The sequence below is a fragment of the Sphingobium sp. DEHP117 genome (assembly GCF_030867385.1).
Lineage (GTDB): Bacteria > Pseudomonadota > Alphaproteobacteria > Sphingomonadales > Sphingomonadaceae > Sphingobium.
In genome coordinates, this window is record NZ_JAPFBJ010000001.1 from 698,301 (window position 1) to 712,664 (window position 14,364).

At 60.2% G+C, this 14,364-nt stretch carries 12 protein-coding genes and 1 tRNA gene; 10 read left to right on the forward strand and 3 right to left on the reverse strand.

All coding sequences use genetic code 11. From position 1 onward, the window contains the following. Positions 1-45: 45 nt before the first annotated feature. From OOT33_RS03505 to OOT33_RS03530, 6 genes are all read left to right on the forward strand, one after another. Complete coding sequence (locus OOT33_RS03505; protein WP_307748129.1) at positions 46-1,416, forward strand: IS1380 family transposase; 1,371 nt, start codon at positions 46-48, stop codon at positions 1,414-1,416. A gap of 201 nt (positions 1,417-1,617) precedes the next feature. Beyond that, positions 1,618-2,304, forward strand: coding sequence for a restriction endonuclease subunit S (locus OOT33_RS03510; protein ID WP_307748639.1), 687 nt, complete (start codon positions 1,618-1,620; stop codon positions 2,302-2,304). Then, positions 2,301-3,383, forward strand: coding sequence for an AAA family ATPase (locus tag OOT33_RS03515; protein ID WP_307748640.1), 1,083 nt, complete (start codon positions 2,301-2,303; stop codon positions 3,381-3,383). Before OOT33_RS03510 ends, OOT33_RS03515 begins: the two co-directional genes overlap by 4 nt. 11 nt (positions 3,384-3,394) lie before the next feature. Beyond that, positions 3,395-5,020, forward strand: coding sequence for a type I restriction-modification system subunit M (locus OOT33_RS03520; protein WP_307748641.1), 1,626 nt, complete (start codon positions 3,395-3,397; stop codon positions 5,018-5,020). Between the two features lie 917 nt (positions 5,021-5,937). Continuing rightward, positions 5,938-7,065, forward strand: coding sequence for a hypothetical protein (locus tag OOT33_RS03525; RefSeq protein WP_307748642.1), 1,128 nt, complete (start codon positions 5,938-5,940; stop codon positions 7,063-7,065). Positions 7,066-7,076: 11 nt separating this feature from the next. Continuing rightward, complete coding sequence (locus OOT33_RS03530; protein WP_307748643.1) at positions 7,077-7,667, forward strand: hypothetical protein; 591 nt, start codon at positions 7,077-7,079, stop codon at positions 7,665-7,667. Positions 7,668-7,692: 25 nt separating this feature from the next. Here OOT33_RS03530 and OOT33_RS03535 read toward each other — a convergent pair whose 3' ends face one another. Beyond that, positions 7,693-8,040, reverse strand: a complete 348-nt coding sequence (locus OOT33_RS03535; RefSeq protein ID WP_373690520.1) for a conjugal transfer protein TraD — start codon at positions 8,038-8,040, stop codon at positions 7,693-7,695. Further along, positions 7,979-8,284 carry a conjugal transfer protein TraD gene (locus OOT33_RS03540; protein ID WP_307748644.1) on the reverse strand — a complete coding sequence of 102 codons (306 nt, stop codon included), beginning with the start codon at positions 8,282-8,284 and terminating at the stop codon, positions 7,979-7,981. Before OOT33_RS03540 ends, OOT33_RS03535 begins: the two co-directional genes overlap by 62 nt. A gap of 172 nt (positions 8,285-8,456) precedes the next feature. On the opposite strand from OOT33_RS03540, the gene traA reads away from it, so the two are divergent. Both traA and OOT33_RS03550 read left to right on the forward strand, forming a co-directional pair. After that, positions 8,457-11,342, forward strand: coding sequence for a Ti-type conjugative transfer relaxase TraA (gene traA, locus OOT33_RS03545; RefSeq protein WP_307748645.1), 2,886 nt, complete (start codon positions 8,457-8,459; stop codon positions 11,340-11,342). 10 nt (positions 11,343-11,352) lie between these two features. Further along, the gene (locus OOT33_RS03550; protein ID WP_307748646.1) at positions 11,353-12,132 is read left to right on the forward strand and encodes a DUF6118 family protein; all 780 of its coding nucleotides are present in this window, start codon (positions 11,353-11,355) and stop codon (positions 12,130-12,132) included. Positions 12,133-12,275: 143 nt separating this feature from the next. On the opposite strand, the gene OOT33_RS03555 is transcribed toward OOT33_RS03550, so the two are convergent. Beyond that, positions 12,276-12,362: transfer RNA gene (locus OOT33_RS03555), tRNA-Leu, on the reverse strand. Between the two features lie 160 nt (positions 12,363-12,522). Between OOT33_RS03555 and OOT33_RS03560 the strand changes: the two genes are divergently transcribed. Beyond that, positions 12,523-13,452, forward strand: coding sequence for an NAD-dependent epimerase/dehydratase family protein (locus OOT33_RS03560; RefSeq protein ID WP_307748647.1), 930 nt, complete (start codon positions 12,523-12,525; stop codon positions 13,450-13,452). Positions 13,453-13,457: 5 nt separating this feature from the next. Next, positions 13,458-14,261, forward strand: coding sequence for an undecaprenyl-diphosphate phosphatase (locus OOT33_RS03565; protein WP_307748648.1), 804 nt, complete (start codon positions 13,458-13,460; stop codon positions 14,259-14,261). Positions 14,262-14,364 lie beyond the last annotated feature (103 nt).

Below are 14,364 nucleotides of genomic sequence, written 5' to 3' on the forward strand. Positions count from 1 at the left end.
TGTAGGAAAATGGGTGTCTAGACCAGTCCTGCAGCGAGGCAATTTATGCCACGGGCCACACCCGCCGGGAGCGATGATAGCGCGCCGGGATTTTCGTTTCCAGCGATCGGGCGCAAGAAGATCACAGCCGCGTTCGACGGAGGTCGGCTCACCTCGGATGGCGGTGTTCTGCTGCTGGCACAGGCCGAGCGCGCGATGGGGCTTTGCCGGCGGCTTGCGGCTTGCATTGCCGATCCGCGGGACCCTGTGCGGGTGATCCATCGCCTTGATGACATCCTGCGTGCCCGGGTGTTCGCGATCGCCTGCGGCTATGAAGACGCCGATGATCTCGACGCTCTGCGCGACGATCCGGGCTTCCGCCTGGCGCTGGGCAAGCTGCCGGGATCGGGCGCGGGGCTGGCCAGCCAACCGACGATGAGCCGGTGGGAAAATGCGCCGACCACACGCGAGCTGGCCAGGATGATGGCCGCGATGATCGACATCTACTGCACCAGCTACCCCGCCGCGCCGGCGGCGGTGACGCTGGATATCGATGACACCTGTGACGTTGTTCATGGCTATCAGCAGCTCTCCTTCTGGAACGGGCATCATGGCGAGCGCTGCTTCCTGCCGATCCATGTCTACGACACTGCCACCGGCCGACCGGTGGCGATGCTGCTGCGCACCGGCAAGACACCGTCGGGCGCCGAAGCTGCCGGCCACATCCGGCGCCTGGTGCGCCATCTGCGCCGGCACTGGCCCGAAACGCACATCACCATCCGCGGCGACGGGCACTATGGCCGGCCCGAGGTCATGGCCTTCTGCGAGGCGGCCGGCGTCGACTACGTGTTCGGCCTGCCGACCAACGCCGCGCTGCGTGCTGATCCCGAAATCGTCGCTGCCGCCGATGCCTGCGCGGTTAAGCGGGCTCAGCGCCAATATCCGGTCCTGCGCAACTATGCCGAGACCCGCTACGGCGCGAAGAGCTGGAAGTGCCAGCGCCGCGTCGTCGCCCGGATCGAGGCCAGCACGCTGGGCATGGACATCCGCTATGTCGTCACCTCGCTGGCCGAAGGTTCGGCTGAGCATATCTACGACACCCTCTACTGCGCGCGCGGCAACGCCGAGAACCTGATCAAGCGCCACAAGACCCAGCTTGCCAGCGATCGTACCTCGTGCCGCTCAGCCAATGCTAACCAGATGCGCCTCATCCTGCACACCGCCGCCTACTGGCTCGTGTGGCGCATCCAGCAGGAAATCCCGAAGGCTGCCGCGCTCGCCACCGCCGAGTTCGCAACGCTGCGCCTGCGGTTGCTCAAGGTCGCCGCCCGCATCATCGAAACCGCTACGCGCATCCGCGTCGCCTTCGCGTCAGCCTGTCCCGATGCCAGCCTGTTCAGAACCATTGCCACCGGCCTCCGGCCGGCACCCACATAACCAGCGCGGCAGTGCCGCCCAAAGCCCGAGCCCTCGTCCTTCAACCTCGAAAAGCCCATCGATCCTGACGCGGTGAAAAAACCGCCGGAGGAGCTTGCTCTGATCACCCGGCGACCGACAAACCATGCTCGCACGAACCCGGAGCGGAGGCCTCATGAATAGTGCGGGCTAGAGGCGCTCAAGAAACATAAACGGGGCTTGATGCAGCAGTTTTTCCCCGCCCCCGGCGAAACCACCCCTCGTCTGCGATTTCCGGAGTTTCAAGGCGCGGGAGATTGGGAAGAACAGGCCCTTGGGAACTTGTTAGAATTTCCTCCCAACTATGGTGCTAATGCACCCTCTGCGCCTTATAGTCCTGATCTTCCGACCTATCTACGCATTACTGACATTTCCGAGGACGGTCGCTTCATTCGCGAAAGTAGGATGTCCGTGGAGGTTGAGGCGACGCCAGACAATTCCATGCAAGCTGGGGACATCGCGCTGACTCGAACTGGCGCGAGCGTAGGAAAGTCGTATCTTCACAAAGAGGCCGAAGGGCCACTTGTTTTTGCGGGATTCTTAATCAGAATCCGCCCAAATTCGAATTTAATAATTCCTGAATTCGTTTCTCAATTCTTCAATTCATACAGGTATTGGTCATGGGTTGAAAAAACGTCCACTCGCAGCGGGCAGCCAGGTCTAAATAGCACGGAATTCTCAGCATTGCTGATCCCATTACCGAAAAACAATCAAGGCAAGGGTATCCAGGAGCAGAGAAGGATTGCAGACAGCCTATCTTCCATCGATGCGCTCATCGTTTCTCAGAGCGATAGGATCAACGCGATCAAGACCCACAAACAGGGCCTCATGCACCAGCTCTTCCCCGTCGCGAGCGAGGTGCAGGTGTGAGCAAGCCTCGCCAATACACTTACAAATCAGTGAAAAAGGTGGTGCAGCGACTCCGTGATGACCTCAACGGAGGTGGGCAGCAGTTTGTGCTGCTTTATGCCTATAACGGTATAGGCAAGACCCGCATTTCCATGGGCTTTAAGGATAAGGGAAAGCAGGGCGATGCGCGCGACACGCTGTATTTCAATGCCTACACCGAGGACCTGTTTCTCTGGGACAACGACCTCGACAACGACGTTGTCCGCACTATCAAATTCAATGAAAAGTCGCGGTTCTTTGCGGGCATAAAAGACCTGGCGCTTGAAGAGAGCATTCAGAAGTATCTCGGCCGATATGCTGATTTTGATTTTGACATAGACTATGCCAACTGGACGATCTCGTTCAGCAAGGGCGGCAATAACCACATCAAGGTGTCGCGCGGCGAGGAGAACATCTTCATATGGTGCCTGTTCATGGCGATATGCGAACGCGTGATCGACAAGCACCCGTCGTATGCTTGGGTCAAATACCTATATATCGACGATCCGATCTCATCGCTTGACGACAACAATGCCATTGCGGTCGCCTGCGATCTCGCGAAGCTGCTCAAGCGAGAGGAGAACGAGCTCAAGGTCGTTTTCTCGTCGCACCACGCCCTGTTTTTTAACGTTGTATGCAACGAACTGAAAAAGAAGCCGCACAAGAAATATTTCCTGCATCGCCCCAACCGGGGTGAAACCTTTGTGCTTCAGGCGACAGACGACACGCCATTCTTTCACCATGTTGCAATGTTGGATGACATTCGCAACGCCGCCAATTCGGGTGCGCTGTACACCTATCACTTCAACAAGTTACGGAGCATTCTGGAAAAGACAGCGATCTTTTTCGGGCACAACGATTTTTCCGCATGCATTCATGGCGTTGATGATGAAGCGCTTTATGCGCGTGCCCTGAACCTGCTCAGCCATGGCGAATATGCCATCTTCGAACCCCGAGAGATGGGGGACGACAACAAACAGCTCTTCCGCCAGATTCTGGATGCTTTCCTTGCCCGATACCAGTTTGCCTTGCCAGAGCTTCTGGCCCGGCCCGCGACATAAATGAGTAGACCATGACCGACCAAGAGCAGAAGCAACTCGGCAAGACCCTTTGGGCCATCGCCGACACCTTGCGCGGGGCGATGAATGCGGACGATTTCCGCGATTACATGCTGGCATTCCTGTTCCTGCGCTATCTGTCAGACAACTACGAGATCGCCGCCGCCAAGGAACTCGGATCGGACTACCCCAAGCTTAAGCTTGAAGACAAGCGCGCGCCGTTGTCGCTTTGGTACGCGGAAAATCCCGAGGACACCGAGGCCTTTGAAAAGCAGATGCGCCGCAAGGTGCATTACGTCATCCGCCCGGAATATCTGTGGACCAGCATCGCGGAACTGGCGCGCAAGCAGGACATCGAACTGCTCGACACCCTCCAGAAAGGACTGGAGTATATCGAGACGGAATCCTTCGCCAGCACGTTCCGGGGCCTGTTTTCGGAAATCAATTTAGCGTCGGACAAACTGGGCAAGATCTATGCTGAGCGCAATGCCACCTTGTGCAAGATCATCACCGAGATCGCCAAGGGGCTGAAGGAGTTTTCAACCGACAGCGATACGCTGGGCGATGCCTATGAATATCTGATTGGCCAGTTTGCCGCCGGGTCCGGAAAGAAAGCGGGGGAGTTTTACACCCCGCAGTTTGTGTCAGACATCCTTTCGCAGATCGTGTCACTTGACGGGCAGGAGCCGAAGAGCGGCCAGCGCGCTCACATGGATAGCCTGATGGATTTCGCCTGCGGGTCCGGCTCGCTCTTGCTCAATGTGCGCCACCGCATGGGCGCGCACGGGATCGGCAAGATTTTCGGACAGGAAAAGAACATCACCACTTACAACCTGGCGCGCATGAACATGTTGCTGCACGGGGTGAAGGATACCGAGTTCGAGATTTTCCATGGCGACACGCTGACCAACGACTGGGACATCCTGCGCGAAACGAACCCTGCCAAGATGCCGCGTTTCGATGCCGTGGTTGCCAACCCGCCGTTCAGCTATCGCTGGGACCCCAGTGAAGCGCTGAGCGAGGACGTGCGGTTCAAGAACTACGGTCTTGCGCCAAAGTCCGCCGCCGACTTCGCGTTTCTGCTGCATGGCTTCCATTACCTCAAGGACGATGGGGTGATGGCCATCATCCTTCCGCACGGCGTGCTTTTCCGTGGCGGCAAGGAAGCGGAAATCCGCAAGAAGCTGCTCAAGGACGGGCATATCGATACCGTGATCGGTTTGCCCGCGAACCTGTTCTACTCCACCGGCATCCCGGTGTGCATCCTGGTGCTGAAGAAGTGCAAGAAGCCCGATGACGTGCTGTTCATCAATGCAGCGGAACATTTCGAGAAGGGCAAACGGCAGAATTACCTTGGCGACGGGAAGGACGGCAAACCGGACCACATCGGCAAGATTATCTCGACCTATCAGCACAGGACTGAAGAGCCGCGGTATTCTCGCTGCGTCTCGATGGAAGAGATCGAGAGCAACGACTTCAATCTCAACATCTCCCGGTACATCAGCACGGCGACGGCGGACGAGGAGATCGACTTAGGCGCGGTTCACGAGAAGCTGACGGCACTTGAGGGCGAAATTGCTGTAGCAAGAGAGCAGCACAACGCCTTCCTGAAGGAACTGGGCCTGCCGCCATTGCCATGAGGGAGGGTGCTTGAGGTGACAGATCTCGACCCTCGGGTGCTCTCGGAATGCGGCGCCATGCTGTTTGCGAACACTTTAATCGAAGAATTCTCAGCCGAAAGCGATTCTGCACGTCATTCTGTATCTTGAGAATCGAGCAGTATTGTGATTCATTCGCACTATACAGTGGGGGGTGAGCCATGAGTCGTTTCGTTCGGCTAGCTTTGACGCTTCTTTCGCTTTTTACTTTGCTCGGGGTGCCTGCATCCGCGCAATTTCCCGGGCCTAGCCCATTCATCCCTCCACTTAATCAAATCGCTGTGGATCCCAACTGGGGGCCGATTTGCGCTGGAATACCTGAGCCGGGTTTTGGACCAGCTCCTTGCAACATGGTTCAACAGGAATTGTCCGTACGACAAAAAATGGGAGCTATCCTACCCGGGCTGCAACAAATCGGCTTCAATGTCGGGATCGGGCCAATATGCGCCGGTCCCCTCGGTCCAGGACCTTGCATTCAAGTCGCGCGGTGGATCGCAATGCAGCAGGTCGCGCAGCAACAGTTACCGCCGCTTACTCCGATTGCCAATATACCGGGTGTCGGCCCGATATGTGCTGGTCCCCTAGGTCCCGGCCCATGTGAAGCGGTGAGGGTCTATCTGGCGCAAGCCACGTTTGGTGCACCGGCTCCTTTTAGCCTTTCGGACGTTCATGTCTCAGGGTCTGCTGGCAATTTTGGTCCCATCTGCAACGGACCATTCGGGGCCACGCCTTGCTCATTGGTTGGCCAGCTGGGGTTAGATGGAATCGGGTCTGGGTCAATTCCCGGGCAGGCATCCTTTAATCTTCCACAGCTGTCTGGCCCGGCGTCCCTTGCGGCTGCATGCGCAAGTAGGAGCGGATTAAACATTGGGAGTTTCGTTGGCTGCACTGGACAGCAAGTGATATTGCCTGAAAAGCAGCAGGCTATTCTGGATTGTGCAGTTTCAAACCATAATACCGAAGATTTTGGGAAATGCGCTGCTCCACTCACGGGGATTACTCTTTCTGACAATCAGCGTAAGTTGGCTAATTGTGCCATGAATGCGGGCGGAGATTCCGCGGTTTTCGCGGGCTGCGTCGGCATATCGTCTCTCGGAGCCAATGAGCAGGCAATTTTAAATTGTGCGGCGCAATCTTCTGGCTCCTCTCAATCTTTCGCCACTTGCGCGGGGGCACGCTTTCTTAAAGCTCAAGAACGAGAGGTCATTGAATGCGCGATAAGCGCGTCTGACGCCAAGGCATTTGCGGCGTGCGCTACTTCAAACTCATCGTTGAAAATGTCTGATGAACAGAGAGTTCTGGCGCGCTGTGCAGTTTCGAGTAACGGCGACGAAAGTCAGTTCCTATCGTGCGCTGGATCGGCGTTCGTATCGAATGGTTTAGGCAACAACGAGAAGGCTGTGTTGGCCTGTGCAACGACCTCTCAAGGCAGCTCGTCGAAGTTCGCAGAGTGCGCGGCAAACAAGTTGGTGGGTGGGAGCCTGAGTAAAGAACAACAGGTCGCAATACGCTGCGCGGCGGAGTCTGGCGGCGATGTTGGAACGTTTGGGGGCTGTGCTGCGGCCAATATGTTTAGCCTTCAACTCAACCCGGAGCAGCAGATTGCGGTGCAATGTGTCGTATCCACCGGGGGCGAGCCAACGACCGCCGCTGGATGCATAGCTTCGCGGTTGACGTTGCGCGAACTTACCAAATGTCTCAGTGACGGAATCGGCGGGAACGGATGTTTCGGTGATTCCAATGATTTGGTTGGTAAAAATGGGTTTGTCGCAAGGACATTTGGCCAAATTGCGGGAGGTCCGAACTCCGTGATAAATAACCCAAACCAGATATGGGGCGGTGACAACTCGTTTGTACGCAATCCCGGTCAAATATGGGGAGGGCCAAATTCATTCTTCAACAACCCAGGTCAAATTTTTGGAGGACCAAACTCAGTTTTTAACAATCCTGGCCAGCTCTTGCCTAGCCCCAAGCCGGTACAAGTCGGTAGCATAGGCGGAAAGCGGATTTGTCTTCCTTGGTGCTAAGGAGCTATTTTATGCGCCGTGCAGCAATATCAATCGTTGGCATTGGCTATTTTGTTCTCTCGAACCCGGTCCTCGCCCACGAAAAGGATCTACGAACAATGACCGATTCCAGCGGAGAAACTGAAGTAGCGTTCTGTTACAGGCCCAGCCCAAATTCCTTTGGGCTTCCTGGGCATGCATTTGTTGCCTTTAGCGCACGCAATCCTGCGGGGGTACGTGATTTCCGCGCGGTCGGACATACGGTCGCAAGCGGCGCCTCGAGTGTCTCAGCAGCATTCTCCTATTTCGGCGGCGGGAGTGTGTCAGGCGCTCAGATGGAGGAGCGGTACACATCGATCAAGCAAGCATGCTTAACGGTGAAGGTGGATCGAGCCGTATTTCAAAACGCGGTGTCGGCAGCTCAGCCGACGCTCTCAAAACTCGGATTTCCCGCGACAGTAGCCTCGTCAATGGAGCGTTACTCCTTAGGATCAAACGATTGCATAACTTTCGCGGAAAAAGTTGCAACGGCAATCAAGCCTGCTGGGTTGACTGTACCTAGTCGATCCTCAATCGACACCCCATCGTCATGGATCAATAAGTTGATCGCCTCAAACCCATAATTCGTACGACAGTGTATGTTCCCACTCATTGCGAACGCAAACGTGGTGCATGTTCCTGACGCTTGGGTTCATTTTCGCAGTCAAACGCCCGCTTGCCCTTCCGCTTCCAGAGCACCAGCGCCTGCTCCCGTTCTTCGCCCCGCAGCTTGGCCGCAACGGTGAGGAACGCCCCGTAGAGCGTGGCGCGATCATCGTCGGTGAGTTCGACCAGTCCGGCCTTCACGACCAGTCCGCCCAGTTCGATCAGTTGCCGTGTGCGTTCGCGGCGTTTGACCTGCCATTCGCGCATGCCGGTTCGCGCCTTTGCTGCCTCAAGCCGATGCCGCGCCGCCGCCAAGCGGGAGAGTGCCATCCGGCTGGCCTTGAGGTCCATCGCCACGCTTGCGCGCCTTGCTCTGAAAGAAGGCCGCGCCGCGTTTGCGCCATGCCTCCTTCCTTTGGGCTTCGCTGGTTTCCGCGATGACGAGCAGCGCACCGGCCAGCGTTTCCGCATCGGTCGCATCGGCCCCTGTGGCGATCACCAGTTCGCCGAGCTGCTGCACGCGGCGTTCCTTAAGTTGCTTCGCCTTGTCGGCGAGCGCCTTCAATTCCGAATCAAAGTCACGGGGTTTGCGCATCGAAGTTCTCCATTGAGAGGTGATGCGCTGATGATAATATCGATGCTCTCCCAATGCTGTAGAGTCGTCGAGACGGCCTGATACTGAATAGTCCCGAGCAGGATTTTATCATGGGAGGGCGCGCTTATACGTCGTGCCGACGTCGCGCTCATGGCGTAGATGGATTGCCGTCATGGCGATCTTCCACCTCTCCGTCAAAGTCATCAGCCGGTCGAGCGGGCGCAGCGCTGTTGCTGCCGCCGCCTATCGCGGGGCCGAGCGGCTGCACGACGAACGGCTCGACCGCGACCATGACTTCACCAACAAGGACGGGGTTGTCCATTCCGAAGTGCTGTTGCCGGAAGGCGCGCCGGAGGAATTTGCCGACCGCGAGAAGCTCTGGAACGCGGTCGAGGCTGCCGAGAAGCGCAAGGACGCACAGCTTGCCCGCGAGGTCGAATTCGCCATTCCGCGCGAGCTGACCAAGGAACAGGGCATCGAGCTGGCGCGCGAATTTGCAGAGGCCGAGTTCGTCGAGAAGGGCATGATCGCCGACCTCAATGTCCATTGGGATATTGGCGCAGACGGCCAGCCCAAGCCCCATGCTCATGTCATGCTCACCATGCGCGAAGTCGGGAAAGATGGGTTCGGCGCGAAGGTGCGTGAGTGGAATAAGGCCGAACTGGTCGAGCAGTGGCGCGAGCGCTGGGCCGATCATGTCAACCAGCGCCTTGCCGAGCTCGATATCGACGCGCGGATCGATCACCGCAGCCTGGCGGCGCAGGGCATTGCTTTGGAGCCGCAGGACAAGATCGGTCCCGCCGCATCGCGCATGGGCGTGCGCGGGCTTGAGGCCGAGCGGATCGAGGAACATCGCGCCGTCGCACAGCGCAATGGCGAGCGAATTATCGCCAATCCCGCTGTCGCCCTCGACGCGATCACGCACAGTCAGGCCACTTTCACGAACCGCGACCTTGCCATGTTCGTGCACCGGCACAGCGACGGCAAGGAACAGTTCGATTTGGCGATGGGCGCAGTGCGCGGATCATCAGACCTTATCGCGCTGGGCAAGGACAGTCGCGGCGAAGAGCGATTCACATCGCGGCTGATGATCGACACCGAGCAGCGGCTTGGCCGCGCATCGGAATTGCTCGCGGAGCGCGAGCGGCATGGGGTCGAAGGCTCAGGCCGGGAAGGAGCACTGGCGCGCGCTGCGGAACGTGGGCTTGCGCTTTCCGGCGAGCAACGCGCAGCATTCGAGCATGTGACCGATGGGCGCGGCCTCTGCGTCGTTGTCGGCTATGCCGGGACCGGCAAAAGCGCGATGCTGGGCGTTGCCCGCGAGGCTTGGGAAAACGCTGGCTATACCGTTCGCGGTGCGGCGCTGTCCGGGATTGCCGCCGAGGGGCTGGAGCACGGTTCGGGCATTGCCTCGCGCACCATCGCCAGCCTTGAACATCAGTGGGGCCAAGGCCGCGAATTGCTCACGTCGCGCGATGTTCTTGTCATCGATGAGGCTGGCATGGTCGGCACGCGCCAGATGGAGCGCGTGCTGTCCCATGCCGCCGATGCGGGCGCGAAAGTTGTCCTGGTTGGCGACCCGCAGCAGCTTCAGGCCATCGAAGCGGGAGCTGCCTTCCGTGCGATCCATGAACGGCATGGCTGCGTCGAAATCAGCGAGGTTCGCCGCCAGCACGAAGGCTGGCAGCAGGATGCCACCCGCCATCTTGCCACCGGGCGCACAGGCCTTGCCATTCAGGCCTATGGCGAACGCGGCATGATCCACGCCGCCGACACCCGGGAAGCTGCACGCCACGAGCTGATCGAGCGCTGGGACCGCGACCGGCAGGCCAGCCCCGGCGCTAGGGGGATCATTCTCACCCACACCAATGACGAGGTGCGCGAACTCAATGAGGCAGCGCGCGGAAAGCTGCGCGCCAGTGGCGAGCTGGGCGACGACGTGACCATCCGCGCCGAGCGCGGCGAGCGCCAGTTCGCCAGCGGCGACCGCATCATGTTCCTGCGCAATGAGCGGGGCCTGGGCGTAAAAAATGGCACACTCGGCACCGTGGAGCAGGTGTCGCCGCAGCGCATGGCCGTGCACACCGACGATGGCCGCAGTGTCGCCTTCGATACCAAGGACTATGCGCACATCGACCATGGCTACGTGGCCACGATCCACAAGGCGCAGGGTATGACCGTGGACCGGGCGCATGTGCTGGCGACGCCGGGCATGGACAGCCACAGTGCCTATGTGGCGATGTCTCGCCACCGTGACGGCCTTGCCCTGCACTATGGGCGCGACGACTTCGCCGATCAGTCCAGACTTGTCCGCACGCTCAGCCGCGAGCGCGGCAAGGACATGGCGAGCGACTACAAGCCAGAGCAGCAGTTCGCAGAACGGCGCGGGATCACCTTCCGCGAGCGCATTGTCGAGATTGCACGGCAGTTGCCGGAGAGAGCGAAGTCCATCTTCGCCGGATTCCGTCCGCAGGCCAACCGGCTCGAACCCCTGCCGACCGATCAGGCTGCCCTGTCCGACCAGCGCCGGGCGGTCGAGCGCTATCTACGTGCTGCCAACGACATCGGGCAGATGCGCGAACAGGGATTGCCCGTCCTGCCACACCAGCGCGACGCGCTGGAGAAGGCCGGGAAGGCGCTCGATGCGATCCGGCCCCATGGCGCAACCGACCTCGCCAGCGCCTTGCAGCGCCAACCCTCGCTCGCCCGTGAGGCCGCCGATGGTCGCAGCCAAGGTGCAATCCGAGCCATGCAGCTTGAGGGCGAAATCCGCGTCGATCCCGCGCAGCGCGCCGACCGCTTCGTCAGCGACTGGCAGCGGCTGGGGCAAGCACGGCAAGCCATGCAGCGCGATGGCGACAGCAAGGGCGCGCAGAGGCTCACTAATCGCATGACGGACATGGCGAAGAGCCTGGAGCGTGACGCGCAGGTCGAATCCCTGTTGCGCGGTCGCACCCGCGAGCTGGGCATCAAGACAGAACTCGGTCGCGATCTGGCCCGCGACCTTGCCGCCTCCATCACGATGGAGCGGAGCCGGTCAATCGGCATGGGCCTGTAGGAGAAGCGTAATGGATACCGATGATGATGACGTAGAATTGACCTTGGACCTTGAGCCGGAGCCGGACCCCGTTCCCGACGCGCCCGTTCCGGAGGCCGCAGGCGACCCCGCCGCCGAGGCGTTTGCCCGCCTTGAAGGTGAACTGGCCTTGATGCGCCGGGCGGTTCAGCACCTTGCAGCCGAGCGCGCAGACATTGTCATTCCCGACTACGGCCCGACTCTTACCGACATGGCCAAGCGGATGAGGGCGATTGGCGAGAGCCTGAAAGGCATGGCGGGTCATCCGGCGATGCAGATGACCCCTGACAGCATTGGCAATCGGATAGCCACAGCAGCCGAAGCCGCGCGGCGCAGCGATCAGGACAGAATTAGCCAGGCTCGGAGCGACTTGAACCACGCCGCCCAGGAGATGCGCAGCGTCACCGCCCACGCACGCACCGCCGCCGAGCAGCGGCAGCAGCTCTACCAAGTAGCGGGCGGAGCCTTGCTGGCAGGCATCCTACTTTGGTCTTTCCTCCCAGGCAACGTTGCCCGTGCCATGCCCGAAAGCTGGCACTGGCCGGAGCGCATGGCAGCGCGGATGGTCGGCGCATCCTCCCGCTGGGACACTGGCTCACGGATGATGAAAAGCGACAGCCCGGAGGCATGGAATGCACTTGTGCAAGCTGCCGAAATCCAGCGCGACAACCGCGATGCCATTGACGCTTGCCGGAAGTCCGCTGCAACGTCGCAACGGCCAGTGCGATGCAGCGTCAAGATTCGTCCCATGTCGCAGCCAAACAGCAGATGATCGCATCAGCGAGGTTGGGTTGGCGTCCCGGAGAGGGCCGACAAGGATCACCACGACCCACGCAGAATGTGGGAATGAATGTGGGTTCACTTTTTCAGAAGCTCCACTTTATCGTGTAAAAACAACACGATAAAGTGGTTGACTGGTGCCCAGAAGAGGACTCGAACCTCCACGCCCTTGCGAGCGCCAGCACCTGAAGCTGGTGCGTCTACCAATTCCGCCATCTGGGCACGGGGTAGGCGGCGCGCTTAGCCTTTTGGGTCGCGGGTTGTCAATCGCGCATCCCAGAAAATTTGCGACGCCGCCCTCGCGTCTGCGCGCAGGCCATTGTCTCATGCGCGGCCATGGTGCATTGGCGGTGCAGGCATTCGCAAGCGCAAGGATGATTTCATGCTGGTGACGGTTTTCGGGGGTGGCGGGTTCCTGGGGCGCTATGTGGCGCAGGAGCTGCTGGGCAGGGGCTTTCGCGTGCGCGTGGCGGAGCGGGAGCCTGCCAATGCGCTGCGGGTGAAGCCGCTCGGCAATCTCGGCCAGAGCCAGCTCGTGCACGCCGATGTGCGCAATCCTGCCAGCGTGGCGCGCGCGGTTGCCGGGGCCGACGCAGTCGTGAACCTCGTCGCGGTGCTCAAGGGCGATATGGACGGCATCAACCACATAGGCGCCGCGAATGTAGCAAAAGCGGCGGCGGAAGCGGGCGTGACGACGCTGGTGCATATCTCGGCTATCGGGTCGGACGCGCAGAGCCAGTCCGCTTATGGTCGTTCGAAGGGGCAGGGCGAGCAGGCGGTCCGCGCGGCGGTTCCGGCGGCGACGCTCATCCGCCCGTCTATCCTGTTCGGGCGGGAGGATCAGTTCACCAACCCGTTCGCCAACCTCATCCGCATGGCGCCGGTGCTGCCGATCATCGCAGGCGAGACGAAATTCCAGCCGGTCTATGTCGTCGATGTCGCCCGCGCGATCGCGACGGCGGTGGCGGATGCGGCAGCGCATGCGGGCAAGACCTATGAGCTGGGCGGGCCACAGGTGCTGAGCATGGCGCAGATCAACGCGTGGCTGGCAGACGCCATCGGTCACAAGCCCGCGATGTTTGCGATGCCGGCCTGCGCGTCGGAGTGGCTGGCGCGCCTCACCGGATGGCTGCCCGCTGCGCCGATCACGCTCGATCAGTGGCGCATGCTGCAGGTGGACAACGTGGTCGATGCCAAGGCCAAGGGGTTGGCGGATCTCGGCATCGCGCCCACGCCGCTCGCCGCGGTGGCGGACCAATGGCTGGTGCAATATCGCAAGCACGGCCGCTTCACAGCGCGCGCCAAGGCCTGAGCCGCATGGCTGACGATATTGCGACGCCCATCATATTGGGCATTGTCGAGGGTGTGACGGAATATCTCCCCGTGTCCTCGACCGGGCACCTGATCCTTGCCACCGAGCTTTTGGGTTATGACGCCGAGAAATGGGCGCTGTTCAACATCGCGATCCAGCCGGGGGCGATCCTGGCGATCCTGGTGCTGTACTGGCGCACCTTCTGGGCGGTGTTGATCGGCATGATGAAGGCGGAGCGCCACGCATATGCCTTCGTCACCAACCTGCTTCTGGCGTTCATCCCGGCGGTGGTGCTGGGGCTGGCCTTTGGCGATGTGATCGAGCTGCTGCTGGAAAATGCGGTGGTGGTGGCGTGGGCGCTCATTATCGGCGGCTTCTCGATATTGTGGGTTGAGCGGATCGCCAAGCCCAAGCACGCTGGCGGCATTGCCGACGTGGGCGCGCGTACGTCGATTTTGATCGGCCTGGTGCAGTGCATCGCGATGATTCCGGGCGTCAGCCGCTCCGGTGCGACGATATTGGGCGCAATGGCTTTCGGGGTGGAGCGGCGCACGGCGGCGGAGTTCAGCTTTTTTCTGGCCGTGCCGACGCTGACCGGGGCGACGGCGCTTCAGCTCTACAAACATGGCGCGGCGCTGACGAGCAACGATATGCAGGCGATCGGCATCGGTTTCGTTGTGTCGTTCATCGTTGCGCTGCTGGTGGTGAAGGGGTTCGTCGCGGTGGTGAGCCGCATCGGCTTCGCGCCGTTCGCATGGTATCGCATCGTCGCCGGAGCCGCAGCCTTGGTGTGGCTGGCTGCACGATAGGGCCGAAACGGACGCAATATTCAATATCAGCGCGACGAGGCGAGGCGCCTAACTCATCTCTGAATCGCAAATAGGTAGTGCATACTTACCTAAACCACATTTT